This window comes from Streptomyces sp. NPDC090025, from assembly GCF_044748125.1.
Lineage (GTDB): Bacteria > Actinomycetota > Actinomycetes > Streptomycetales > Streptomycetaceae > Streptomyces.
Genome location: NZ_JBIVFL010000003.1, coordinates 148,344 through 173,234 on the forward strand (window position 1 = coordinate 148,344; position 24,891 = coordinate 173,234).

At 74.3% G+C, this 24,891-nt stretch carries 22 protein-coding genes and 1 tRNA gene; 9 read left to right on the top strand and 14 right to left on the bottom strand.

All coding sequences use genetic code 11. From position 1 onward, the window contains the following. Positions 1-54: 54 nt before the first annotated feature. Entirely contained in the window at positions 55-723 is a 669-nt protein-coding gene (locus tag ACIPXM_RS10040) for an ANTAR domain-containing response regulator (protein ID WP_401653958.1), read from the bottom strand. Positions 724-846: 123 nt separating this feature from the next. Here ACIPXM_RS10040 and ACIPXM_RS10045 point away from each other — a divergent pair. After that, positions 847-919, top strand: a tRNA-Leu gene (locus tag ACIPXM_RS10045). Between the two features lie 32 nt (positions 920-951). Here the strand turns inward: ACIPXM_RS10045 and pyk are convergent. The 6 genes from pyk to ACIPXM_RS10075 form a co-directional block, all read right to left on the bottom strand. After that, on the bottom strand, positions 952-2,382 hold the full coding sequence (gene pyk, locus ACIPXM_RS10050) for a pyruvate kinase (RefSeq protein ID WP_401653960.1): 1,431 nt from the start codon (positions 2,380-2,382) through the stop codon (positions 952-954). 146 nt (positions 2,383-2,528) lie between these two features. Further along, positions 2,529-3,215 carry an SIMPL domain-containing protein gene (locus tag ACIPXM_RS10055; RefSeq protein ID WP_401653962.1) on the bottom strand — a complete coding sequence of 229 codons (687 nt, stop codon included), beginning with the start codon at positions 3,213-3,215 and terminating at the stop codon, positions 2,529-2,531. Positions 3,216-3,274: 59 nt separating this feature from the next. Then, positions 3,275-4,711 carry a lysine N(6)-hydroxylase/L-ornithine N(5)-oxygenase family protein gene (locus ACIPXM_RS10060; RefSeq protein WP_401653964.1) on the bottom strand — a complete coding sequence of 479 codons (1,437 nt, stop codon included), beginning with the start codon at positions 4,709-4,711 and terminating at the stop codon, positions 3,275-3,277. Beyond that, positions 4,708-6,087, bottom strand: coding sequence for a pyridoxal phosphate-dependent decarboxylase family protein (locus ACIPXM_RS10065; RefSeq protein WP_401653966.1), 1,380 nt, complete (start codon positions 6,085-6,087; stop codon positions 4,708-4,710). Before ACIPXM_RS10065 ends, ACIPXM_RS10060 begins: the two co-directional genes overlap by 4 nt. A gap of 192 nt (positions 6,088-6,279) precedes the next feature. Next, the gene (locus ACIPXM_RS10070; RefSeq protein WP_401653968.1) at positions 6,280-7,926 is read right to left on the bottom strand and encodes a multicopper oxidase family protein; all 1,647 of its coding nucleotides are present in this window, start codon (positions 7,924-7,926) and stop codon (positions 6,280-6,282) included. Then, positions 7,919-8,362 (bottom strand): hypothetical protein, encoded by a 444-nt coding sequence (locus tag ACIPXM_RS10075; RefSeq protein WP_401653970.1) that lies wholly within the window; start codon positions 8,360-8,362, stop codon positions 7,919-7,921. The genes ACIPXM_RS10070 and ACIPXM_RS10075 overlap by 8 nt, the downstream gene beginning before the upstream one ends. A 109-nt stretch (positions 8,363-8,471) precedes the next feature. On the opposite strand from ACIPXM_RS10075, the gene ACIPXM_RS10080 reads away from it, so the two are divergent. Beyond that, positions 8,472-9,362 carry a LysR family transcriptional regulator gene (locus ACIPXM_RS10080; protein ID WP_401653972.1) on the top strand — a complete coding sequence of 297 codons (891 nt, stop codon included), beginning with the start codon at positions 8,472-8,474 and terminating at the stop codon, positions 9,360-9,362. A 38-nt stretch (positions 9,363-9,400) separates the two neighbouring features. Here the strand turns inward: ACIPXM_RS10080 and pepN are convergent, their stop codons facing one another. The 4 genes from pepN to ACIPXM_RS10100 form a co-directional block, all read right to left on the bottom strand. Next, on the bottom strand, positions 9,401-11,884 hold the full coding sequence (gene pepN, locus ACIPXM_RS10085; RefSeq protein ID WP_401653974.1) for an aminopeptidase N: 2,484 nt from the start codon (positions 11,882-11,884) through the stop codon (positions 9,401-9,403). Positions 11,885-12,005: 121 nt separating this feature from the next. After that, positions 12,006-13,052: an asparaginase gene (locus tag ACIPXM_RS10090; protein ID WP_401653976.1), complete on the bottom strand. Its 1,047-nt coding sequence runs from the start codon at positions 13,050-13,052 to the stop codon at positions 12,006-12,008. Next, on the bottom strand, positions 13,052-13,402 hold the full coding sequence (locus tag ACIPXM_RS10095) for a chorismate mutase (RefSeq protein WP_401653978.1): 351 nt from the start codon (positions 13,400-13,402) through the stop codon (positions 13,052-13,054). The genes ACIPXM_RS10090 and ACIPXM_RS10095 overlap by 1 nt, the downstream gene beginning before the upstream one ends. An 11-nt stretch (positions 13,403-13,413) precedes the next feature. Next, positions 13,414-14,301, bottom strand: a complete 888-nt coding sequence (locus ACIPXM_RS10100) for a helix-turn-helix domain-containing protein (protein ID WP_401653980.1) — start codon at positions 14,299-14,301, stop codon at positions 13,414-13,416. An 88-nt stretch (positions 14,302-14,389) separates the two neighbouring features. Here ACIPXM_RS10100 and ACIPXM_RS10105 point away from each other — a divergent pair, with 88 nt between their 5' ends. Next, positions 14,390-16,168: a beta-galactosidase family protein gene (locus ACIPXM_RS10105; RefSeq protein ID WP_401653982.1), complete on the top strand. Its 1,779-nt coding sequence runs from the start codon at positions 14,390-14,392 to the stop codon at positions 16,166-16,168. Positions 16,169-16,279: 111 nt separating this feature from the next. Here ACIPXM_RS10105 and ACIPXM_RS10110 read toward each other — a convergent pair whose 3' ends face one another. Then, complete coding sequence (locus ACIPXM_RS10110) at positions 16,280-17,065, bottom strand: S1 family peptidase (protein ID WP_401653984.1); 786 nt, start codon at positions 17,063-17,065, stop codon at positions 16,280-16,282. Positions 17,066-17,240: 175 nt separating this feature from the next. Here ACIPXM_RS10110 and ACIPXM_RS10115 point away from each other — a divergent pair, with 175 nt between their 5' ends. Both ACIPXM_RS10115 and ACIPXM_RS10120 read left to right on the top strand, forming a co-directional pair. After that, the gene (locus ACIPXM_RS10115) at positions 17,241-18,092 is read left to right on the top strand and encodes a hypothetical protein (protein ID WP_401653987.1); all 852 of its coding nucleotides are present in this window, start codon (positions 17,241-17,243) and stop codon (positions 18,090-18,092) included. 82 nt (positions 18,093-18,174) lie between these two features. After that, the gene (locus ACIPXM_RS10120; protein WP_401653988.1) at positions 18,175-19,665 is read left to right on the top strand and encodes an ankyrin repeat domain-containing protein; all 1,491 of its coding nucleotides are present in this window, start codon (positions 18,175-18,177) and stop codon (positions 19,663-19,665) included. Positions 19,666-19,687: 22 nt separating this feature from the next. On the opposite strand, the gene ACIPXM_RS10125 is transcribed toward ACIPXM_RS10120, so the two are convergent. Then, complete coding sequence (locus tag ACIPXM_RS10125; protein ID WP_401653990.1) at positions 19,688-20,572, bottom strand: SDR family oxidoreductase; 885 nt, start codon at positions 20,570-20,572, stop codon at positions 19,688-19,690. A gap of 1 nt (position 20,573) precedes the next feature. Then, positions 20,574-21,338: an SDR family oxidoreductase gene (locus tag ACIPXM_RS10130; protein ID WP_401653992.1), complete on the bottom strand. Its 765-nt coding sequence runs from the start codon at positions 21,336-21,338 to the stop codon at positions 20,574-20,576. A gap of 64 nt (positions 21,339-21,402) precedes the next feature. Between ACIPXM_RS10130 and ACIPXM_RS10135 the strand changes: the two genes are divergently transcribed. From ACIPXM_RS10135 to ACIPXM_RS10150, 4 genes are all read left to right on the top strand, one after another. Beyond that, positions 21,403-22,152: an enoyl-CoA hydratase family protein gene (locus ACIPXM_RS10135; RefSeq protein WP_401653994.1), complete on the top strand. Its 750-nt coding sequence runs from the start codon at positions 21,403-21,405 to the stop codon at positions 22,150-22,152. Positions 22,153-22,241: 89 nt separating this feature from the next. Next, on the top strand, positions 22,242-23,084 hold the full coding sequence (locus tag ACIPXM_RS10140) for a CoA transferase subunit A (protein ID WP_401654788.1): 843 nt from the start codon (positions 22,242-22,244) through the stop codon (positions 23,082-23,084). Further along, positions 23,081-23,842 (top strand): CoA-transferase subunit beta, encoded by a 762-nt coding sequence (locus tag ACIPXM_RS10145; protein ID WP_401653996.1) that lies wholly within the window; start codon positions 23,081-23,083, stop codon positions 23,840-23,842. The genes ACIPXM_RS10140 and ACIPXM_RS10145 overlap by 4 nt, the downstream gene beginning before the upstream one ends. Further along, positions 23,839-24,885, top strand: coding sequence for an NAD(P)H-dependent flavin oxidoreductase (locus tag ACIPXM_RS10150; RefSeq protein ID WP_401653998.1), 1,047 nt, complete (start codon positions 23,839-23,841; stop codon positions 24,883-24,885). The genes ACIPXM_RS10145 and ACIPXM_RS10150 overlap by 4 nt, the downstream gene beginning before the upstream one ends. Positions 24,886-24,891: the final 6 nt, after the last annotated feature.

Consider the following 24,891-nt stretch of genomic DNA (forward strand, 5'->3'; position numbering starts at 1 on the left):
CCGTGTCCGCGTACGGGAGTCGTACGGGCGCGGTACGCGGTACGGGCGCGGGCGCTACGCCTGGCCCTTGGACTTCGCCGCCTTCTTCTCCTCGGCGTCCTCGATGACCGCCTCGGCGACCTGCTGCATCGACATCCGGCGGTCCATGGAGGTCTTCTGGATCCAGCGGAACGCGGCGGGCTCGGTCAGCCCGTACTGGGTCTGCAGGACCGACTTGGCGCGGTCGACCAGCTTGCGGGTCTCCAGGCGCTGGGAGAGGTCGGCGATCTCCTGTTCGAGGGCGCGCAGCTCGGCGAACCGGGAGACGGCCATCTCGATGGCGGGCACCACGTCGCTCTTGCTGAACGGCTTGACCAGGTACGCCATGGCGCCGGCGTCCCTGGCCCGCTCGACGAGCTCGCGCTGCGAGAAGGCGGTGAGCATGAGGACCGGGGCGATGGACTCGCCCGCGATCTTCTCGGCCGCCGAGATGCCGTCGAGGACCGGCATCTTCACGTCGAGGATCACCAGGTCGGGCCGGTGCTCTCGGGCCAGCTCGACGGCCGTGGCGCCGTCGCCCGCCTCGCCGACGACGGTGTAGCCCTCCTCCTCCAGCATCTCCTTGAGATCCAGGCGGATGAGGGCCTCGTCCTCGGCGATGACGACGCGGGTCGTCAGCGGCGGGACGTGGGCCGCTTCGGCGGCGTCGTCGGCGTCGGGCTGGGGCGACTCGGGGGCGGTCACGCGGGCTCCTCGTTCAGGGCCTCGTCCCTGGGGAACCGAGGCGAATACGGCTCCCCATGAGCGTACCCACCTCCTGTAAGGTAGGGGCACGGCGGGTGACCGCCGCCCTTCGTTTCGAAGGATGCCCCGGTAGCCCAGCGGTAGAGGCAATGGTCTCAAACACCATCTAGCGTGGGTTCGAATCCCACCCGGGGTACATTAACGCGATTTCCAAGGTCACGCTTCGGGTCACGCCCCGACCGGGTCGCCGATGTGATGCACCCGGACCATGTTGGTGGAGCCCGCCACACCGGGCGGTGAGCCCGCCGTGATGACCACGATGTCGCCCCGCTCGCAGCGCCCGATCCGCAGCAGTTCTTCGTCCACCTGGGCGACCATGGCGTCGGTGGAGTCCACGTGCGGGCCGAGGAAGGTCTCCACCCCCCAGGTCAGATTGAGCTGGGCGCGGGTGGCCGGGTCCGGGGTGAAGGCGAGCAGCGGGATCGGCGAGCGGTAGCGCGAGAGCCGCTTGACCGTGTCGCCGGACTGGGTGAAGGCGACCAGGAACTTGGCCCCGAGGAAGTCGCCGATCTCGGCGGCGGCCCGGGCCATCGCGCCGCCCTGGGTGCGGGGCTTGTTGCGCTCGGTCAGCGGCGGCAGGCCCTTGGCGAGGATGTCCTCCTCGGCGGCCTCGACGATCCGGCTCATGGTGCGCACGGTCTCGATCGGGTACTTGCCGACGCTGGTCTCGCCGGACAGCATCACGGCGTCGGTGCCGTCGATGACGGCGTTGGCGACGTCGGACGCCTCGGCGCGGGTGGGCCGGGAGTTCTCGATCATCGAGTCGAGCATCTGGGTGGCGACGATGACCGGCTTGGCGTTGCGCTTGGCGAGCTTGACGGCCCGCTTCTGCACGATCGGCACCTGCTCCAGGGGCATCTCGACGCCCAGGTCGCCGCGGGCGACCATGATCCCGTCGAAGGCGGCCACGATGCCGTCGATGTTCTCGACGGCCTGCGGCTTCTCGATCTTGGCGATGACCGGGACCCGGCGGCCCTCCTCGGCCATGATCCGGTGCACGTCCTCGACGTCACGGCCGGTGCGGACGAAGGACAGGGCGATCACGTCGGCCCCGGTGCGCAGGGCCCAGCGCAGGTCCTCGATGTCCTTCTCGGAGAGCGCGGGCACCGAGACGGCGACCCCGGGCAGGTTGAGCCCCTTGTTGTCGGAGATCATGCCGCCCTCGACGACCAGGGTGTTGACCCGGGGTCCTTCGACGGAGGTGACCTCCAGGGTCACCCGGCCGTCGTCGACGAGGATCCGCTCGCCGGTGGTGACGTCCGCCGCGAGGCCGGCGTAGGTGGTGCCGCAGCAGTGGCGGTCGCCCTCCATCGGCTCGACGGTGATGGTGAACTCGTCGCCCCGTTCAAGGAGTACCGGACCCTCGCGGAATCGGCCGAGACGGATCTTCGGGCCTTGAAGGTCGGCGAGGACGCCGACGCTGCGGCCGGCCTCCTCGGACGCCTTGCGCACGTGGTGGTAGCGCTCCTCGTGCTCGGCATAGCTGCCGTGACTGAGGTTGAATCGGGCCACGTCCATTCCGGCCTCGATCAACGCCTTGATCTGGTCGTATGTTTCGGTGGCGGGCCCAAGGGTACAAACGATTTTTGCTCGGCGCATAAGACGAGCCTAGGGCTTACCGACCGGTAGCGAAGGGGTCGGGCATGTCCACCCAACAACCTTTCCGTGAAAGGTTGTTGACAAGTCTTGAATTTGTGCGCCGGGGTGCTCCAATGAGCGGTTTACGCGCCCGGAAAGGCGTTGTCTCACAGCGTGGGCGGGCTCATCACAAAACGCGCGGCGACATCCGCCGCGACCTGCTGGAGCTGCGGTTCCAGGTCGAGCGGGGCGGGCGCGTCCGCGGCTTCCGCGGCGAAGGCCATCCGCATCCCGCCGCCCCGGGGCTGCCCGAACGGCATCGGGTCAAGACCCGTGTCGGACAGTTCGAGCAGCGCCACCAGCGAACCGCCGAGCGCCGCCGCGTACTCCCTGGCCCGGCGCACCGCCTCCCGTACGGCGAGCCGGCGCGCCTCGGCGTACGCCGGGGAGTCCGGGCGCAGCGCCCACCAGGGTCCGTCGACCTCGGTCCACTCCAGGTCGGCGAGCCGGGTGACCAGCTCGCCGAGGGCGGTGAAGTCGGTCAGCTCGGCCGACAGCCGCACCCAGCCCTGGTAGCCGCGCAGCCGTTCGCCGCGGCCGTGCTTCGCCTGCTCGGGGGTGATCGACAGGGCGCCGGTCTCCAGCTTCGAGACCGCGTCGCCGTACGACTTCACCAGGGCGACCGCCTCGGCGTTGCGGCCGGTCAGAGCGGCCAGCACGGCGTCCCGGCCGGTGCCCCTGGCCCGTACCGACACGCCGATCCGGGCCAGCTCGGGCTCGACCTCCAGGCGGCCCTCGCCGCGGACCGTCACCTGGGGGGCCTCGGGGGCGGGGAACTGCTGCTGCTGTGTCATGCGGCCACCCTCCCACCCCGCCCCCGGAAAGGCCCGGCGGTCGGAGCTGCCGGGTGAGCTCAGAGCTGTTGGATGAGCGGGGTCAGTTTGCGTTCCTGGGCCGGGATCACCGGCGCCTCGCGGGACTCCAGGCCGAAGGTGGTGAACGCGGTCCTGCGCGGCAGCGGGTACGGCTCCTTGCCGGTGACCGCGTTGAGGATCACGGCGCTGCGCCACGCGGCGAGCCCCAGGTCGGGGGCGCCGACGCCGTGGGTGTGCCGCTCGGCGTTCTGCACGTAGACCGAGCCGGTCACCGAGTCGTCGAGGACCAGCCGGTACTGGGCGTCGATCCGGGCCCGGCCGGCCGAGTCGTGGCGCAGATACGGGTCGAGCCCGGCGAGCATCCGGTCGACCGGGCGCTCCCGGTAGCCGGTGGCGAGCACGACGGCGTCGGTGGTGAGCCGGGAGCGGCTGCCCTGCTGGAGGTGTTCCAGGTGCAGTTCCACCTTGGTGGTGGCGACCCGGCCGGCGGTGCGGACCCGGACGCCGGGGGTGAGGACGGCGTCCGGCCAGCCGCCGTGCAGGGTGCGGCGGTAGAGCTCGTCGTGGATGGCGGCGACCGTCTCGGCGTCGATGCCCTTGTGCAACTGCCATTGCCGGGGCAGGAGTTCGCCGCGTACCGGTTCGGGCAGGGCGTGGAAGTAGCGGGTGTAGTCGGGGGTGAAGTGTTCGAGGCCGAGCTTGGAGTACTCCATCGGCGCGAACGCCTCGGTGCGGGACAGCCAGTGCAGCCGCTCGGCCCCGGCCGGGCGGGAGCGCAGCAGGTCGAGGAAGACCTCGGCGCCGGACTGGCCGGAGCCGATCACGGTGACGTGCCCGGCGGCGAGCAGCGCGTCGCGGTGGGTGAGGTAGTCGGCGGCGTGCAGCACCGGCACGCCGGGCGCGTCGGCGAGCGGGCGCAGCGGCTCGGGGACGTACGGCTCGGTGCCGACGCCGAGGACGACGTTGCGGGTGTACGAGCGGCCCAGCGCCTCGGCCTCGCCGTCGGCGTCGAGCTGGGTGAAGTCGACCTCGAACAGTTTGCGTTCGGGGTTCCAGCGGACGGAGTCGACCTGGTGTCCGAAGTGGAGTCCGGGGACCAGTCCGCTGACCCAGCGGCAGTAGGCGTCGTACTCGGCGCGCTGGATGTGGAACTTCTCGGCGAAGTAGAAGGGGAACAGCCGCTCGCGGCTCTTCAGGTAGTTGAGGAAGGTCCAGGGGCTGGCCGGGTCTGCGAGGGTGACCAGGTCGGCGAGGAACGGGACCTGGAGCGAGGCGCCCTCGATGAGCAGTCCGGGGTGCCAGTGGAAGGCGGGCCGCTGTTCGTAGAAGGCGGCGGCGAGGCCGCCGGGGACGCCGTCGGCGAGCGCGGCGAGCGACAGGTTGAACGGGCCGATGCCGACGCCCACCAGGTCGTGCGGGCGGTCGAGGGCGGCGGACGGGGACGCTTCGGCGGGGCTGCCGGGGGTGCCGGTCATCGGGCGGTGCTGCCTTCCACGAGGGTGATGATCTCTTCGAGGTCGCCGGGGGTGGCGTGGGGGTTGAGCAGGGTGGCCTTGAGCCAGCGCCGTCCGTCGGCCTCGGCCCGGCCGAGGACCGCGCGGCCCTGGTCGAGCAGGGTGCGGCGGATCGCGGCGACGGCCGTGTCGTCGGCGTCGTACGGCCGGAACAGGACGGTGGTGAGGGTGGGGCGGGCGTAGAGCTCCAGGCCCGGGGCCTTCTCGACCAGGTCGGCGAGGTGCTGGGCGAGTTCCATGCAGACGTCGACGAGCGCGCCGAGTCCGGTGCGGCCGAGCGCGCGCAGGGTGACGGCGGTCTTGAGGACGTCGGCGCGGCGGGTGGTGCGCAGCGAGCGGCCGAGCAGGTCGGGCAGTCCGGCCTCGGTGTCGTCGTCGGCGTTGAGGTAGGCGGCGGTGTGGCCGAGCGGGGCGAGGTCGGCGCCTTCGGGTACGGCGAGGAGTCCGGCGGCGGCCGGCTGCCAGCCCAGTTTGTGCAGGTCGACGGCGACGCTGCGGGCCCGGTCGAGGCCGTCGAGCAGGTGCCGGTGGGTGGCGCTGAACAGCAGCGGGCCGCCGTAGGCGGCGTCCACGTGGAGTTCGGCGCCGCGTGCCGCGCACAGGTCGGCGATCTGCGGCATCGGGTCGACGAGTCCGGCGTCGGTGGTGCCCGCGGTGGCCGCGAACAGCAGCGGGGGTCCGGCGAGTTCGGTGAGCGCCTGGTCGAGCGAGGCGAGGTCGACGGTGCCGTTGGGGGCGGGCACGACGACCGGTTCGGGCAGTCCGAGCAGCCAGGTGGCGCGGCGCAGCGAGTGGTGGGCGTTGGCGCCGACGACGGTCGTCACGCTGCCGTGCCGTTCCCTGGCGAGCAGCAGCGCGAGCTGGTTGGACTCGGTGCCGCCGGTGGTGACGAGCGCGTCGGGGGCGGTCGCGGCGGGGAACAGTTCGGCGGCGAGGGCGGCGGTGACCAGTGCTTCGAGCGCGGAGGCGGCGGGTGCCTGGTCCCAGGAGTCGAGGGACGGGTTGAGCACCGAGACGGCGAGGTCGGCGGCGGCGGCGTGGGCCAGCGGCGGGGTGTGCAGATGGGCCGCGCAGAGCGGGTCGGCGGGGTCGGCGGCGCCGGCCGTGAGGGCGTGGACGAGGGTACGCAGTGCCTCGTCCGGGCCCGTGCCGTGGTCCGGCAGCACCGCGCCGCCCAGCTCCTCGCGCAGCCGGTGCGCGACCGCGCCGGGCCCCCCGGCGGGCAGCGGCCCACCGCGCTCGGCGGCCCCGTCGCGCAGGGCGCCGAGCACGGTGTCGAGAAGCGGACGGAGGGCGTCGGGACCGGGGACGCCCCCGGCCAGGGGTGCGGCACGCATGGTCGACAGGGTGCCGGGGTTTCTTCCGGTGTGTCCGGAGACGGCGGGAGTGTGACCCGAACGGGGGACATGGGGCCCGGTCGGGCCCCGCGGGCGGGGCCAGGGGCGTAACGGGGGCCGGGGGCCGAGGCGTCGGGGACCCGGCCGGGGCCGTGGGCTCGCGTCACCGGCCCCGACCGACGGGCTGTCGGCTCAGACCACCTCCAGGTTGGCCATCATCCCCATGTCCTCGTGCTCCGCGTTGTGGCAGTGGAAGAGGTAGCGGCCGCGGTGGCCCTCGAAGCGGGTGAGGATCTCCACCGCCTCGCCGGGGCGCAGCGACACGGTGTCCTTGAGGCCCGCGTCGTGCGGCAGCGGGGCCTTGCCGCCGCGGCTCAGGACGCGGAAGCCGGTGAGGTGGAGATGGACCGGGTGGTGGACGTCGGCGACGAGGCGCCACAGTTCCAGGTCGCCGAGCCGGACGGTGACGTCGGTGCGGGCCGGGTCGAAGGGCAGGCCGCCGATCAGCCAGCCGTGGCCGCCGGAGTCCATCCGGCCCGCGCGGAAGGAGAAGTCGCGGACCTTGACGGCGTCCTCGCGGCGCCAGGCCGGGAGGTCGGTGGAGAGCACGGCGGGCACCCGGCTGGGATCGGCGGCCCCGCGGGCGATCCGGAAGGCCATCACCTCGCGGGTGCGGCCGGAGCCGAGCCGGTTGACGAGCCGGACCCGGCCGCCGACCGGCACCCGGGCGAAGTCCACGACCAGGTCGTAGCGTTCGGCCGGGGCGAGGGGCAGCCGCCGGTGGGTGACGGGGGCGGCGAGCAGGCCCTGGTCGGCGCCGATCTGGACCAGCGGCAGCTCGCGGCCCGCGTCGTCGACGAGGGCCAGCTCGTAGTGCCGGGCGTTGGAGGCGTTGAGGACCCGCAGCCGGTGGCGGGCGGCGTCGGCCTCGTACACCGGCCAGGGTGCGCCGTTGACCAGGATCACGTCGCCGAGCACCCCGGCGAGGTAGCGCTCGGGGACGCCGGGGCGTTCGCGCAGGGTGGGGTCGAGGGACGGGTAGGCGAGGCTGCCGTCGGCCTCGAAGGCGCGGTCGGTGATGACCAGGGGCAGTTCGCGCGGCCCTGCGGGCAGGCCGAGGGCCTCCTCGGCGGCGTCCCGCACGACGTGCAGCCCGGCCAGGCCGCGCCAGATCGCCGGGGCGGTGAAGTCCATCCGGTGGTCGTGGTACCAGAGCAGGGTGGGGCGCTGGTCGTTGGGGAAGGTGTAGTCGCGGGTCAGCTCGGTGCGCACGGCCCGCGGGTCGTGCATCGCGCTGTGGCCGCCCGCCGCTCCCCCGCCGCCCTCGCCGCCCTGGTGGCCGCCTCCGCCGTCGTGCCCGGTGTGGCCGCCGGCCGGGGCGGGATCGCGCCAGCCCCGGGGCGTGACCAGGTCGGTCGGGTAGCCGTCGGACGCGGCCGGGGTGCGGCCGCCGTGCAGATGGACGACGGTGGGCACCGGGAGTTCGTTGCGGTGGGTCACCACGACCCGGCGGCCGCGCCGGGACTCGATGGTCGGCCCGGGGAAGGTGCCGTCGTACGTCCAGAGCCGGGTGCGCACCCCGGGCAGCAGCTCAGCCGTGACCTCGCGCTGGGTGAGGGCGTAGCGGTCGGCGCCGCCGGAGGTGGCGACCGGGGCGAGCACCCGGGGCAGCGGCAGCGGCACCTGGAAGGGCGGCGGCAGCGGGACCGCGCTGGTGAGTTCGGCGCCGGTGGCCGCCGGGTGGCGGGCGAGCGCGGCGGCGGCGCCGAGGCCGCCGACGGCGAACACGCCGAGCGCGCCGCCGACCCCGAGCAGTTGACGGCGGGTCAGGTCAGACATCGGCGCGCTCCGTCCGGGGCGCACCGACCACGGGCGTGGCCGTCGGGGCGGCCGGGGTCGCGCCGCGCGGCGCCAGCGGCCGCAGCCACAGGGCCGCGAACAGCAGCGTCGCCGCCACCACGGTGAACACCCCGAGCGGGATGTGCAGCCAGAGCGCGCCCTCGGTCCCGGCGACGTACTGCGCGGACTCGGCCGCCATCAGCGCCAGCGAGGCCCAGAACGGCCAGGACCGGCGCAGCCTGGCCCAGACCACGCCCGCGACGACGAGTTGCAGCAGACACAGCGAGGTGACGAGATCGGCTCCGGTGCGGTGCATCCCGAGTCCGTCGAAGTCCCCGCTCAAGTAGACCCCGGCGAACACCGGTTGGGCGAACACCGCCACCGTGTGGACCGTTCCGACGGTCCTCAGCACCCATACGCTCGGCCGCACGGCCATCGGGCGCCCCCTCCCCTGGTTTCCAGATGCGTGAACGCCCCAGACGCTAGGGGCCGCCCGCTTATCGTGTCCAAGATCGATATTGCTATGGCGTCATGCCCCGGGAGTCATGATGGATCTCCACGCGCTCCGGCAGTTCACTGTCGTCGCCCGCCTTGAGCACCTCAGCCGGGCCGCCGACGAACTCCGCGTCGCCCAGCCCTCGTTGAGCCGGACGATCGCCCGGCTCGAAGGGGAGCTCGGGGCACCCCTGTTCGACCGGGCGGGGCGGCTGCGGCTCAATGACGCCGGGCGGGCGTTCCTGCGCCATGTGGAGCGCGCGCTCGGCGAGCTCGACGCGGGGCGGCGGGCGGTGACGGATCTCGCGGACCGGGGTTTCGGCACCGTACGGATCGCCTCGGAGACGTTCCTGACGCTGACCGGGCCGCTCGGGGCGTTCAAGCGGGCGCATCCCGCCGTGGAGGTGGCGCTGCACCAGATGGCCGCCGACGAGATGGGGCGGGCGCTGCGGGCCCAGGAGGTCGATCTGTGCGTGGCCTCGCAGCCGGTGGCCGTCGAGGGCCTGCTGGCGGACGCGCTGCTCGACGAGCCGGTGTGGCTGGTGGCGCCGCCGGAGCACCGGCTGGCCGGGCGGGACGCGGTGGCGGTGGCCGAGCTGGCCGACGAACCGTTCGTCACCACCCGCACCGGGCACTGGCAACGGCGGCTGCTCGACCGGCTGTTCGCGGCCGAGGGGCTGGCCCCGCCGCGGATCGTCTGCGAGGGCGACGAGCCGAGCGCGACCGCGATCCTGGTCGCCGCCGGGCTCGGCGTCGGCCTCATCCCGGACCTGGCGCGGCGCAGCGCGACCCGCGCGCCGGTCGCCTGGGTCCGGGTCGAGGGCCCGGCCTGCCGCCGGACCCTCACCCTGCTGCGGTACGCCGAGGCCCGCCCGGGCGGCGCCGCGCGGCTGATGCGCGCGGCGCTGACCGGGTGGGACTGGGCGGCGGGCCCGGTCTAGGGACCTGATCCCCGGGTCCCGCGGCCCGCCGCCGCGACTCAGCCGCGGACGCGCAGGGCGCGGGCCAGGTCGTCGAGCTGGTCGGCCAGCTGGCGGCGCATCGCGGGGATCATCTCGTCCTCGGCCAGGTGGCGTTCGCCGAGGGCCAGGGACTCCGCGTCGACCGCGTACGCCGGGAAGGCCGAGCGTCCGGCGACGGCGGCCATGGCGGGGCCGCGGCGGCCGGCCATGGCGATCGCGGCCGGGTAGAAGCGCGGCACGAAGTCCCGTACCAGTTCGGCCTGTTCGGGCTTCCAGAAGCCCTGGGCGGTGGCGGTGAACAGATAGTTCGACAGGTCGTCGGAGTCGAACATGGCCGCCCAGGCGGCCTCCTTGGCCGCCGCCGTGGGCAGCGCGGCGCGGCAGCGGGCGGCGCCCTCCTGGCCGGTGGCGCTGGGGTCGCGGGCCAGCTCGGTGTCGATGGCGGCCTCGTCGACGGCGCCGAGCACGGCGAGCCGGGCCAGGATCCGCCAGCGCAGCTCGGGGTCGAGCTCGGGGCCGCCGTGGACGGTGCCGTCGGACAGCCAGGTGGCGATCTTGTCCGGGGTGGTGGCGCTGTCCACGCAGGTGCGGACGGCCGTCAGACGCAGGCCCGGCGCGTCGCCGTCCTCGGTGCGGCGCAGCAGGTCGCGGGTGATCGAGCCGATGGCGGCGAGCGCGGCGGGGCGGTCGGCGGCGGCCGTGTACCGGTCGGCGATCTGGGTGCGGGCGAACGCCAGCACGCCCTGGACGACGGCGAGTTCGGTCTCCTCCGGGAGGTGGGCGACGGCCGTCTCCAGGTAGTCGGCGGGCGCCAGTTCACCGTCGCGGACCATGTCGCGCAGCGCGTTCCAGACGACCGCGCGGGTCAGCGCGTCGGGAATCCGGGACAGCGAGCGCAGCGCGGTCTCCGCGGACACCTCGTCGAAGCGCATCTTGGTGTAGGTGAGGTCGCCGTCGTTGAGCATGACGAGCGCCGGGCGGGGGCCTTCGAGCTCCAGCGGCGCGGCCTGCGGCACGTCCACCCAGACCCGCTCGCGCAGTTCGAGCCCACCGGCCGCGTCGCGGTCGAAGACGCCGACGGAGAGCCGGTGCGGGCGGTGCCCGGCGCGCTCGACGGTGAGCCGCCACCGGTTGCCCTCGCCGGCCAGGCTCGGGGTGAGGACGTCGACGCCGGTGGTGCGCAGCCACTCGTCGGCCCAGGCGTGCACGTCACGGTCGGTGGCGGCGGCCAGGTTGTCGATGAAGTCGGCGAGGCTGGCGTTGCCGAACTTGTGCCGCTTGAAGTGGATGTTGATGCCCGCGAGGAAGTCCTCCTCGCCCATCCAGGCGACGAGCTGGCGCAGTGCGGAGGCGCCCTTGGCGTACGAGATGCCGTCGAAGTTCAGCAGCGCGGACGCGGTGTCGGGGACGTCCTCGGGGGCGGGCGCGACGGGGTGGGTGGAGGGCCGCTGGTCGGCCTCGTAGCCCCAGGCCTTGCGGGTGACGCCGAAGTCGATCCAGGTGTCGGCGAAGCGGTCGCCGCACGCCTCGTTGACCGTCTGGTAGCCCATGTACTCGGCGAAGGACTCGTTCAGCCAGATGTCGTCCCACCAGCGCAGGGTGACCAGGTCGCCGAACCACATGTGGGCCATCTCGTGGGCGATGACCATGGCGCGGGTCATCCGCTCGGTGTCGGTGACGGCGGAGCGGTAGACGAACTCGTCGCGGAAGGTGACGAGTCCGGGGTTCTCCATGGCGCCCGCGTTGAACTCGGGGACGAACGCCTGGTCGTAGGAGTCGAACGGGTAGGGCTCGTCGAACTTCTCGTGGTAGCGGTCGTAGCAGGCTTTGGTGACGTCCAGGATCTCGTCGGCGTCGGCGTCCAGGTGGGGCGCGAGCGAGCGGCGGCAGTGGATGCCGAAGGGCAGTCCGGCGTGCTCGGTGCGCACCGAGTGCCAGGGGCCGGCCGCGACGCAGACCAGGTAGGTGGAGATCAGCGGGGTGGCGGCGGCGTACCAGCGGCCGTCGGCGCGCTGCTCGGTGATCGAGTTGGACAGCACGGTCCAGCCCTCGGGCGCGGCGGCGGAGACCTCGAAGACGGCCTTGAGGTCGGGCTGGTCGAAGGCGGCGAAGACGCGCTGGACGTCCTCCATGAACAGCTGGGTGTACGCGTAGGACTCGCCGTCGGTGGGGTCGGTGAAGCGGTGCATGCCCTCGCCGGTGCGCGAGTAGCGCATGGTGGCGGCGATCTCCAGGGTGTGCTCGCCCTCGGTGAGGGTGACCGGGAGGCGGTTGCCGTCCAGGGCGGCGGGGTCGAGCGGGGTGCCGTCGAGGACGGCGGAGTGCAGGACGTCCGGCTTGAGCTCGACGAAGGTGGTGGCGGCGGCGCGGGCGGTGAACCGGATGCGGCTGGTGGACTCGAAGGTCTCGGCGCCGGTGGTGAGGTCGAGGGCCACCGTGTAGTGGTGGACGTCGAGCAGCTGGGCACGGGTCTGCGCTTCGTCGCGCGTCAGTACGGACATGGGGGCCATGCTGCCCGATGGACTCCTCCCGGGGGAGGGGGGTTCACCGACAGCTCAGCCGGACGTGCCGCCGCGGCCCGGCCATCGGGGCCGGGTGGGCTCCTCGGGGCCGGGCGTCGGGTCAGGCCAGGCCCGCCCCGTCCAGGTGCGCGAAGGCGGCCGAGATCCGGGGCCGGTCGTAGCCGCTGGGGCCCATGGCGCCGCTGGAGAGCAGGGTGTGCAGCAGCAGCCTGGCCTTCTCGGGGGCCAGCGGTCCGGCCGGGATCAGGCCGCGGTGCAGCAGGTCGTGCTCGGAGCCGGGGCCCCGGTAGGTGTGCGAGAGGGTGGGGCCCGCGCCGGTCCGGGAGGCGAGCACCACCGGCATCCGTTCGGTGAGCGCGGCGAGCGGTTCGACCAGCCACGCGGGCACGTGTCCGGCGCCGAACGCGGCGACGACGAGGCCGTCGTACCGCTCGGCGATCGTCGGGAGCAGTTCGCCGCGGTCGCCGAGGGAGAGGGTGAGCAGGGCGACCTTCACGTCGGGGTCGAGGCGCAGCGGGCAGGCCCGGGCCGGGACGGCGGGGCGGAGCAGGATCCGCGGCTCGCCCTCGACGACCAGGCCGAGCGGGCCCGCGCCGGGCGAGCCGAAGGTGGTGACCGAGGTGGTGTGGGTCTTGTGGACGAAGCGGGCGGCGTGGATCTCGTCGCCGAGGACGACCACGACGCCGAGGCCGCGGGCGGCCGGGGCGGCGGCGACGGCGAGGGCGGCGGCCAGGTTGGCGGGGCCGTCGGCGCCGGGCAGGTCGGGGCGGCGCATGGCGCCGGTGACCACGATCGGCCGCTCGGTGGTGCACAGCAGGTCGAGCAGGAAGGCGGTCTCCTCCAGGGTGTCGGTGCCCTGGACGACGACCGCGCCGGAGCCGGCGGCGACGGCCGCGCGGATCTCCTCGGCGAGCGCGCCGAGGTCCTCGAAGGTCAGCGAGGAGCTGGGAAGGCGGCGGACGTCGCGCAGTTCGATCTCGGCGTCCGCGAGGGCCCCCACGGTCCCGGTGCCCGCCGGGCCCTCGCCGCCCGCCGTCCCGGTCACGCCGGGGAGCCCGGCGAGCACCTCGGCGCCGTTCATCCGGCCGACGTCACCGCCCCGCGCGGAGATGGTGCCGCCCAGGGTGAATACGGTGACGCGTGGCATCAGCGTGCTCCGTCCGCGATCGTCTCGTGGTGGCGGATGACCTCCGCGATGATGAAGTTCAGGAGCTTCTCCGCGAACGCCGGGTCCAGTCTCGCGCTCTCGGCGAGTTCCCGCAGCCGGGCGATCTGCCGGGCCTCGCGGGCCGGGTCGGCGGGCGGCAGCTGGTGGCGGGCCTTGAGGACGCCGACCTGCTGGGTGGCCTTGAAGCGCTCGGCGAGCATGTGGACCACGGCCGCGTCGATGTTGTCGATGCTCTCGCGCAGCCGGGTCAGCTCCGCCTGGACGGCCGGTTCGATGCCGCCGGTGGTACCGGCCCCGGCGGGCTCACGGGGTTCGTGGGGAGTGCTCATGATGATCGAGCCTAGCCGGATCCGGTACGCAGGGTCGGCGGGTGTTCGGGATCCGGAACGGTGTCGCTCCAGCCGCCGGGGACGGTACGGCTCTGCTGGGCGCGGAACCGGACCGGGGCGGTGCCGACCCGGCGGGTGAAGAGCCGGGAGAAGTAGGCGGGATCGTCGTAGCCGACCCGGCGGGCGACCGCGGCGACCGGCAGGTCGGTGGCGGCGAGGAGTTCCTTGGCGCGGCCGAGCCGCACGGTGAGCAGGTAGTCCTTGGGGCTGCACCCGGCGGCGCGGCGGACGGCGGCGCGCAGTTCGGCGGGGGTGAGGCCGTGCCGGGCGGCGTGTTCGGCGACCGAGAGCCGGCCGAAGGCGTCCCGGGCGAGCGCGGCGAGCAGCGGGTCGCCCGCGGTGTCCGTACCGGCCCTGGCGCGGCGCAGCGCGACCAGGAGTTCGTGGACGGCGGCGGCGGTCTCGACCTCCAGGAGCGGGTTGCCGGGGCGGGCGGCGCGGGCGATCCGGGCGACGACGGCGCGGGCGGGGGCCGCGTCGGCGAGCGGGACGACCGGCCGTTCGGGCTCGATGTAGCCGAGTTCGGTGTAGGTGGCGGTGGCGGGTCCGGTGAAATCGACGAAGGACTCGTCCCAGCCGGTGCCGGGGTCGGCGGAGTAGTGGTGCGGCACGCCGGGGGTGAGCCAGAGGACGGCGGGCGCGGTGACGGGGGTGCGGCGCCCGTCGGGGCCGCGGTACCAGCCGGAGCCCGAGCTGACGAGGACGGCGACGTGGTGGTCGAGGGTGCGCGGGCCGACGGCGGGCAGGGTGCCGTGCTGGAGTCCGACGCCGAGACAGACCAGACCGAGCCGGTGGTGGACCGGTCCTGGCGTGAGGTAGCGCATCCAGGTCTGGTACATCCCGCCCGCCTCCCCTGCTCCGAAGGTCCAAACTGCGACGATCTTTGTCCATGGACCGGTCCGCCGCCAGAGGGCGAAAGTGAGCCACATGAGCGAGTTCGTGGTGGGTGACGAGGACTTTCTCCTCGACGGGCGGCCGGTGCGGCTGCTCTCGGGGGCGCTGCACTACTTCCGGGTGCACGAGGAGCAGTGGGCGCACCGGCTCGGGATGCTGCGGGCGATGGGCCTCAACTGCGTCGAGACGTACGTGCCGTGGAACCTGTACGAGCCGGCGCCGGGCCGGTACGGGGACGTGGCGGCGCTCGGCCGGTTCCTGGACGCGGTGGCGGCGGCCGGGCTGTGGGCGGTCGTCCGGCCCGGCCCGTACATCTGCGCGGAATGGGAGAACGGCGGGCTGCCGCACTGGCTGACCGGGCCGCTGGGGCGGCGGGTGCGCACCGAGGACGCGGAGTACCTGGGGCACGTGGAGCGCTGGTTCCGGCGGCTGCTGCCGCAGGTGGTGGAGCGGCAGCTGGGGCGGGGCGGCCCGGTGCTGATGGTGCAGGTGGAGAACGAGTACGGCAGTTACGGCTCGGACGCCGGGTATCTGCGGAGGATGGCCGGGCTGCTGCGCGAGTGTGGCGTGGAGGTGCCGCTGTTCACGTCGGACGGTCCCGAGGACCACATGCTGACGGGTGGTTCGGTGCCGGGGGTGCTCGCGACGGCGAACTTCGGCTCGGGCGCCCGGGAGGCGTTCGCGACGCTGCGGCGGCACCAGCCGGCGGGGCCGCTGATGTGCATGGAGTTCTGGTGCGGCTGGTTCGACCACTGGGGCACGGAGCACGTGGGCCGGGACGCGGCGGACGCGGCGGCGACACTGCGGGAGATCCTGGAGTGCGGGGCCTCGGTCAACCTCTACATGGCGCACGGCGGCACGAGCTTCGCCGGGTGGGCGGGGGCGAACCGGGCGGGGCGGCTGCACGACGGGGTGCTGCGGCCGACGGTGACCTCGTACGACTATGACGCGCCGGTCGACGAGGCGGGGCTGCCGACGGAGAAGTTCTGGCGGTTCCGTGAGGTGCTCGCGGCGTACGCGGACGGGCCGCTGCCCGAGGTGCCGGAGCCGCCGGTGCGGATCGGGGCGCCGGTGGCGGGCGGCTTCGACGGTTCGGCGCCGCTGGACGCCGTCCTCGCGGAGCTGGGCGGCCCTGAGACGGTGACGCCGGTGCCGCCGACCTTCGAGGAACTGGACGTGGACCGGGGTCTGGTGCGCTACCGGGTGACGGTGCCGGGTCCTCGGCAGCCGTATCCGCTGTCGGTGACGGGGCTGCGGGACCGGGCGGTGGTGTACGTCGACGGGCGCCCGGCGGGTTGCCTGGACGGGGCGGAGGCGGAGCTGGCGGAGCCGGTGGCGGGCGGCGCGGTGGTCGACCTGTGGGTGGAGTCGCTGGGCCGGGTCAACTACGGGCCCCGGCTCGCCGAGCCGAAGGGGATCACCGGCGGGATCCGGCACGAGCGGCAGTATCTGCACGGGGTACGGGCCCGGGGCCTGCGCCTCGACGCGTTCACGGCGGAGGCGGTGGCGAAGCTCCCGCTGGAGGCGGTGCCGGGCGACGGGGTGCCGGGCGGTGCGGTGCCGGGCGGTGCGCGTCCGGGTCTTTCGGTGGCCCGGCTCCGGGTGGCGGCCCCCGGGGACGCCTGGCTGCGGCTGCCGGGCGGGGGGCGCGGCTTCGTCTGGGTCAACGGCTTCTGCCTGGGCCGCTACTGGAACGCGGGGCCGCAGGAGGCACTGTTCGTACCGGGCCCGGTCCTGGTGGCGGGCGAGAACGAGGTGTGGGTGCTTGAGCTGGATCCGGCGGGCGCGGCGGGCGGGGTGGAGCTGGCCTGAGGGTCCGTACGGAACGGGTGGCCGTACGGCGGGGGCCGGGCGGGCCCGGACCGGAACGGGCGGTGCCCGGGGCGGATGGGCCCCGGGCACCGCGTACCGCTTCGGTCGCCGTTACAGCGTGGCGGCCGCCGCCTTGATCTTGGCGGCGAAGGTGGACACCTCGGAGTAGACACCGGGGAAGCCGGGCCGGGCACAGCCCTCGCCCCAGCTCACGATGCCGACCTGGATCCAGGCGTTGTTGTTGTCCTTGCGGAACATCGGGCCGCCGGAGTCGCCCTGGCAGGTGTCGACGCCGCCCTGGCTGAACCCGGCACAGATCTCGTCACCGGGGACGAGGGAGCTGCCGTACGCGGTCTGGCAGTCGGCGTCCGAGACGAACGGGACGTTGGCCTTGAGCAGGTAGCGCTGCTGGCCGCCGCCCTCGCGGGCGGCGCCCCAGCCCGCCACGGTGAAGGTGCCGCTGTTGAACTGGGTGGTCTCGGCGATCTTCAGGTTCGGCACGCTGGTGACGGGCGAGGCCAGCTTGATGAGGGCCCAGTCCTTGCCCTGCCCGTTGTAGCCGGGGGCCTGGTAGACCTTGGTGGAGCGGACCTTGATGGCGCTGCTCGACTGGAGGTCCACCACGCCCATGGTGGCGGTGATGCTGGTGTTGTTGCCGGAGCCGCTGACGCAGTGGGCGGCGGTGAGGACGACCTGAGGGGTGATCAGGGAGCCGCCGCAGCCCATGGAGAGCCGGACCATCCAGGGGAACTCGCCCTGGGCGGCGCGGGTGCCGCCGACGACCGGGGCGGGCGCGGCGGAGGCGGTGGTGGGCTGGAGGCTGACCGCGGCGAGGACGACGGCGCCCGCGGCGGCGAGCTGCTGCAACGCGCGGACCAGCCTGTTCTTCTTCTGCATACGACTGCCTTCTTTCATGGGGGGTTGATCTTGATGGCATGTGCCCGTCAAGACGTGGTCCGGATTATGGACAGCGGGCGACGGGGGTCACAAGGCGGCCTTTTCGGCCAGCCGGGGCACGGCGGAAGGACGGCGCGAGGGCGGTCGTACCCTGGGTGGCGGGGGGTGGTCCGGGATGCCGCACAGCGATGAAGTCTCCCCCGTGGTCCACGGGTTCCCGCACCTCGACACGGTGCGGACGGCGATCACCGCGCTCTACCGGCGGCTCTCCCCCGACGGGGTGCACCGCTACGAGCTGAGCCTGCCCGCGTCCGACGTGCTGTTCGACGCCTCCGACGGGCTCCATCTCGGCGCCCAGCGGGTGGCCCGCGCCCTGGTCCGCCAGCTGCGGCTGCCGGAGGCCCGGATGGTGGTGAGCTTCCGGGCGATGGAGCACGCCGCCGCCGTGGAACTGGGCGCGGGCCCGGAGTACTTCGTGGAGCTGAACGAGCGGTTCGCCCGTCCGGAGCACCGGCGGGACATCGGCGCGGCGCTCGCCCACGAGATCACCCATGTGCTGCTCCACCGCCTCGGCCTCGCCCTGCCCACCACCGCCGAGAACGAGATCCTGACCGATGTGGTCACCAGCTATCTGGGTGCGGGCTGGCTGCTGCTCGACGCGTTCCGGCAGGACGGCATGTCGAGCCAGAAGCTCGGCTATCTGACGCCGGAGGAGTTCGGCTACGTCCTCGCCAAGCGGGCCGAGGTGTTCCACGAGGACCCGTCGCCGTGGTTCACCAGCGCGGTGGCGTACGAGGCGTGGGTACGGGGCCGGGAGCGGGCGGCCCTCGACCGGCGGCGGCCACCGCTGGCGGGCGCGGGCTGGGCGGCGCGGCGGCGGGCCAGGGCGGCGGGCGCGGACGTGTTCCCGTGCCCGGTGTGCGCGCAGCGGCTGCGGCTGCCGCGCGAGGCGTCCGGGCGGCCGGTGAGCGGGCGGGTCAGGCTGCGGTGCGGGGTGTGCGCGACGGTCCTGGAGTGCGCGCCGTAACCCGCCCTCCCACGCCCTTGCCGGGCGTCCTCCCGGGCAACGCGTTTGCGCCATTCGGGGGTTTCGGGTGAGGGTCGGGCGCATGAGCACGTTGTTCGAGGCGCTGTGGGACGGCGACGACGCCGTGGTCCGCGCGCTGCGGGAAGGGGCCGACCCGGAGGCCACCGACGAGGGCGAGACGGCGCTGTACCGGGCGGCCGTCGCCGACGAGCCGGGCGCGGTACGGCTGTTGCTCGCCGCCGGGGCCGACCCGGGCCGGGCGAGCGGCCCCGACCGGGGGGACCTGCCGCTGTGCGGGGCCGCCTGCGGCGGGCACACCGAGGTGGTGCGGGCGCTGCTCGCGGCGGGCGCGCGACCGGACCAGGAGGAGGGCTACGGGTTCACCGCGCTGGCCTGGGCGGTGCGGCTCGGGCACACCGCGACCGCCGAGGCGCTGCTCGCGGCGGGCGCGGTGCCCGGCAGACCGGGGCCCGACGGCCTCACCCCGCTGGCGGCGGCCGCCCGGCGCGGCTCGCCCTCGCTGGTCCGGGCGCTGCTCGGGCACGGCGCGGGCGAGGACCGGGACGCCGTCGCGGCGGCGCTCGCCGAGGCCCGGCGCTGGATCGGCGTCGACATGGCGGCGGTGCTGCGGCGCGGCCTGGTGGAGAGCGGGGGCGCCGGGGACACCTACGAGGCGGTGGTGCGGCGGGTGCCGGAGGACGGCGGGGTGACCGTGGTCGTCGAACTGCTGCGGGCGGACGGCGCGCCGACCCGCGGCGACGAACGGCAGACCGGGCACGCGGCCATCGCGACCCTCCTGGAGGGCGCGCTCGGGGAGGCCGTGACGGCCGAGGAGCTGGCCGAGCGGGCGCTGCGGCGCGGCGACCCGGCCCAGGACGACTGGACGACGGCGGTCGAGGCGCTGGCCGCCCGCGCCGACGAGGGTGTCTTCGTCACCGCCACCGGCTGGTGCGCGGGGCCCGATCCGCTGCGCCGGGCGCTCGGCGCGCAGGTCCTCGCCGCGCTGCCGGGTTTCACCGCGAGCGCGCTGCCGGTGCTGCGGCGGCTCGCGGCGGACGAGGCGCGGGCGATGGCGGGCGCCTCGCGGGAGCCCGCGGCCTCGGTCGCCGGGGCGCTGGGCGACTGCGGTGACGGCTCCGCCGTACCGGAACTGCTCGCGCTCGCCGGGCATCCGGACGACGAGGTGCGCCGCCAGGTGGCCGCCGCGCTCGCCGGGATCGTGCCGCCCGGTCATCCGGAGGCCGTCGAGGTGATCGCCGCGCTCAGCCGCGACCCGGACACCCGGGTCCGTGACTGGGCGACGCTGGCCCTCGCCGAACTCCCGGACGACACCCCCGCGGTACGGGAGGCGCTGGCCGCCCGGCTGATCGACGAGGACCCGGAGACCGCCGCCGAGGCCGCCCGCGGCCTCGCCCTGCGCCAGGACCCGCGAGCCGTCGAGCCGCTGGCCCGTGTCCTGGCGGACGCGGCCCCGGACAGCCCGGCGCGGGAGACGGCCCTGTCGGCCCTGGAGCATGTGACGGACCCGAGGATCAGGACCCGTCTGGAGTGGACGCAGCCGCGGGGGCGGTAGCGGTGTCCCTGGCCCGCCGGACCTACCCCGCAGCCCCGTACACCGGCTGGGCCGGTTCCGCCGCCGCCAGGAGCTTCAGGGTCGCCTCGCCCGCCTCCGCCGGGGTCCAGCGGGCGCCCTTGTCGACGGTGGGGCCGGGGCGCCAGCCCTCCATGACGGTGAGGCGGCCGCCCTCGGCCTCGAAGACGCGGCCGGTGACCCCGGCGGATGCGGCGGAGCCGAGCCAGACGACGAGCGGGGAGACGTCCTCCGGGAGGGCGGCGAGGGAGGCGAAGGTCTGTTCGGTCATGCGGGTGCGGGCGGCCGGGGCGATGGCGTTGGCCTGGACGCCGTAGCGTCCCATCTCGGCCGCCGCGACCAGGGTCAGGCCGACGATCGCCGCCTTCGCCGCCGCGTAGTTGCCCTGGCCGACGCTGCCGAGGAGCCCGGCGCCCGAGGTGGTGTTGACGACCCGCGCGGTCACCGGGCGGCCCGCCTTCGCCTCGGCCCGCCAGTGCGCGGCGGCGTGCCGCAGCGGCAGGAAGTGGCCCTTCACATGGACCCGCATGACCGCGTCGAAGTCGTCCTCGGCGAGGTTCACCAGCATCCGGTCGCGCAGGAAGCCCGCGTTGTTGACCAGGGTGTCCAGCCGCCCGAAGGTGTCGAGCGCGGTCCGCACCAGGGAGCCCGCGCCCTCCTCGGTGGCGATGTCGCCGCCGTGCGCGACCGCCTCGCCGCCCGCCGCGCGGATCTCCGCGACGACCGCGTCCGCCGGGGAGCCGTCGCCGCCGGGCGTCCCGTCGAGGCCGACGCCCAGGTCGTTGACGACGACCTTCGCGCCCTCCGCCGCGAACGCCAGGGCGTGGGCGCGGCCCAGGCCCCGCCCCGCGCCGGTCACGATCACCACTCGTGCGTCGCACAGACCCATCTCAGCTCTCCTTGTTGACGGTCGCGGCATCCAGGAAGGCGGGGCGCTCGCCGCCGCCGTGCACGAGCAGCGAGGCCCCGCTGACGTATCCGGCCCGGCCGGACGCGAGGAAGACGGCGGCCTCGCCGATCTCGTCGGGTTCGGCGAGCCGGCCGAGCGGCACGGTGCGGCCGACGGCCGCGACGCCGTCGGCGTCGCCGTAGTGCAGGTGGGACAGTTCGGTGCGGACCATGCCGAGGACGAGGGTGTTGACCCGTACCTCGGGGGCCCATTCGACGGCCATGCTGCGGGCCAGGTTCGCCAGGCCCGCCTTGGCCGCCCCGTAGGCGGCGGTGCCGGGCGACGGGCGGGTGCCGCTGACGCTGCCGATCATGACGACCGAGCCGTGCGCGGCCCGCAGCCGTGCGTGGGCGGCGAGCGAGACGGTCAGCGGCAGGGTCAGGTTGAGTTCGACGACCCGGGCGTGCCGCGCCGCGTCCCCCTCGCCGAGCAGCCGGTACGGCGAGCCGCCCGCGTTGTTCACCAGGACGTCGAGACGGCCGAAGCGGGCGTCGACCCGGGCCAGCAGGTCGTCGACCGCCGCCGGGTCGCGCAGGTCGGCGGGTTCGAAGACGGCGGTGCGGCCCGCCGCCGCGACCGGCTCGTCCGGGGGTCTGCGGGCGCAGACGACGACGTGCGCCCCGGCCCGCAGGAACGCCCGGGCGATGCCCGCGCCGACCCCGCGCGTTCCGCCGGTGACGACGGTGACCCTCCCGTCCAGCTCCATCGGCTGCTACCTTCCTCCCAGCGTCACCTAACAAACGTTTGGTGGAAAGGTAGCTGATCCTCCCATGGGTGTCTCCACCTCACGCCCGGACAAGGGCGTCGCCGTCGTCACCGTCGACTTCCCACCCGTCAACGCCCTGCCCGTGCGCGGCTGGTACGACCTGGCCGACGCGGTCAGGGCGGCCGGGCGCGACCCGGAGATCCGCTGCGTGGTGCTGGCCGCCGAGGGCCGGGGCTTCAACGCGGGCGTCGACATCAAGGAGCTCCAGCGCGACCCCGGGCACGGCTCGCTGGTCGCCGTGAACCGCGGCTGCGCCGAGGCGTTCGCGGCGGTCTACGACTGCGAGGTGCCGGTGGTCGCCGCCGTGCAGGGCTTCTGCCTGGGCGGCGGCATCGGTCTGGTCGGCAACGCGGACGCGATCGTCGCCGCCGACGACGCCGTCTTCGGGCTGCCCGAGCTGGACCGGGGCGCGCTCGGCGCCGCCACCCATCTGGCCCGGCTGGTCCCCCAGCACCTGATGCGCGCCCTCTACTACACCTCGCGCACCGCCACCGCGCAGGAGCTGCGCGCCCACGGCTCGGTCTGGAAGGTGGTGCCGCGCGCGGAACTCGCGGACGCCGCACGGGAGCTGGCCGCCGAGATCGCGACGAAGGACGGCACCCTGATCCGGCTCGCGAAGGCCGCCATCAACGGCATCGACCCGGTCGACGTGCGCCGCAGCTACCGCTTCGAGCAGGGCTTCACCTTCGAGGCGAATCTGGACGGGGTCGCCGACCGGGTCCGCGACACCTTCGGCACGGGAGGTACGGCATGACCGACAGGACCGGCTCGACCGGCACCGGCACCGGCACCGGCACCGGCAGCACAACCGGCGCGACCGGCGCGACCGGCACCGACAAGCGGATGAGCCCGGAGGACGTGGTCGCCCGGCTGCGCTCCGGGATGACCATCGGGATCGGCGGCTGGGGCGCGCGGCGCAAGCCGATGGCCCTGGTCAGAGCACTGCTCCGGTCCGAGATCACCGATCTCACGGTGATCTCGTACGGCGGCCCCGACGTCGGCCTGCTCGCCGCCGCCGGCCGGATCAAGCGCCTGGTCGCGCCCTTCGTGACCCTCGACTCCATCCCCCTCGAACCCCACTTCAGGGCCGCCCGCGAACGCGGCGCCTTCGCCCTCACCGAGCTCGACGAGGCCATGTTCATGTGGGGCCTGCACGCCGCCGCCAACCGGCTGCCGTTCCTGCCGGTACGGGCCGGGCTCGGCTCCGACGTGATGCGGGTCAACCCGGAGCTGCGCACGGTGACCTCCCCGTACTCCGACGGCGAGGAGTTCGTCGCGGTGCCCGCGCTGCGGATGGACGCCGCCCTGGTCCACCTCAACCGCGCCGACCGGCTCGGCAACGGGCAGTACCTGGGCCCCGACCCGTACTTCGACGACCTGTTCTGCGAGGCCGCCGACACCGCGTACCTCTCCTGCGAGCGGGTCGTCGACGGCTTCGGAGCGGACACCGTGCCGCAGACCCTGCTGGTGTCCCGGCACTCGGTCACCGGTGTCGTCGAGGTGCCGAACGGCTCCCACTTCACCTCCTGCGTGCCCGACCACGACCGCGACGAGCCGTTCCAGAAGCTCTACGCGACCACCCCCTGGCCCGAGTTCGCCGAACGCTTCCTGTCCGGCAAGAACGAGGACGACTACCAGGCCGCCGTACGCGCCTGGCACCACGAGCGGACGGAGCGGCAGCAGTGACCACCGAGACCACGGCCGGCGCCGAGGCCGCCTCCGCCGCCGGGCCCGCCACCCGGGCCGACCACTGTGTGATCGCCTGCGCCGAGGCGTGGCGCGACAACGGCGAGGTGCTGGCCAGCCCGATGGGCCTGATCCCCGCCTTCGGGGCCCGGCTCGCCAAGCGCACCTTCGCCCCCGACCTGCTGCTCACCGACGGCGAGGCGCTGCTCGTCGGCCTCGACGGGCGCCCCGAGGGCTGGCTGCCGTACCGCCGCCATCTCGCCATGGTCACCGGCGGACGGCGGCACGTGATGATGGGCGCCAGCCAGATCGACCGCTACGGCAACCAGAACATCTCCTGCATCGGCGACTGGGAGCGGCCCACCCGACAGCTCCTCGGGGTGCGTGGCGCGCCCGTCAACACCCTGAACAATCCGGTGAGTTACTGGATCCCCAAGCACTCGCCCCGGGTGTTCGTCGAGCGCGTCGACATGATCAGCGGGGTGGGGTACGACCATGCCGTCGGCCCGTACCACCGCCTGCCCCGGGTGGTCACCGACCTCGCCGTGCTCGACTTCGCGACCCCCGACCACGCCATGCGGCTCGCCTCGGTGCACCCGGGCGTCACCGTCGACGAGGTGCGGGCGGCCACCGGCTTCGCGCTCGTCGTCGACGGCGAGGTGCCCACCACCCGGGAGCCCAGCGCCGCCGAACTGCGGCTGATCCGCGAGGTCATCGACCCGAAGGGGCTGCGCCACCGCGAGGTCGCACCCCGATGAGGACCGCGCTCACCGAGCTCGTCGGCGTCGAGCACCCGATCGTGCAGACCGGCATGGGCTGGGTCGCCGGGCCCCGGCTCGTGTCCGCCACCGCCGACGCGGGCGCCCTCGGCATCCTGGCCTCCGCCACCATGACGACGGATCAGCTCCGGTCCGCCGTACGGGAGGTGAAGTCCCGCACCGACCGGCCGTTCGGGGTCAATCTGCGCGCCGACGCCGCCGACGCCCGCGACCGGGTCCGGATCATCGTCGACGAGGGCGTCCGGGTCGCCTCCTTCGCGCTCGCCCCGTCCCGCGAGCTGATCGCCGAGCTGAAGGACGCCGGGGTCGTCGTCATCCCCTCGATCGGCGCCCGGCGGCACGCCGAGAAGGTCGCCGCCTGGGGCGCGGACGCGGTCGTCGTGCAGGGCGGCGAGGGCGGCGGGCACACCGGCGAGGTGGCCACCACCGTGCTGCTCCCGCAGGTGGTGGACGCCGTGGACATCCCGGTGATCGCGGCAGGCGGCTTCCACGACGGGCGCGGCCTGATCGCCGCGCTCTCCTACGGGGCCGCCGGGATCGCCATGGGCACCCGCTTCCTGCTCACCAGCGACTCCACCGTGCCCGACCCGGTCAAGGCGAAGTACCTGGCCGCCACGGTCAAGGACGTCACCGTCACCACCGCCGTCGACGGCCTGCCGCACCGGATGCTGCGCACCGAGATGGTCGCCGCGCTCGAACGGGCCGGTTCGGTACGGGCGCTGGCGCAGGCGGTGCGGCGCGCCGCCGGGTTCCGCAGGCTCTCCGGGCTGTCCTGGACCGCGATGGTCCGCGACGGGCTCGCGATGCGCCACGGCAAGGACCTGTCCTGGAGCCAGGTCCTGCTCGCCGCCAACACCCCGATGCTCCTGCGGGCTTCCATGGTCGAGGGCCGCACCGACCTCGGCGTCATGGCCTCCGGACAGGTCGCGGGGGTGATCGAGGACGTGCCCAGCTGCGCGGAACTCGTCACCCGGATCATGTCCGAGGCCGCGCACGTGCTCCGTACCCTTCCATCCTCGTAAGGGAGT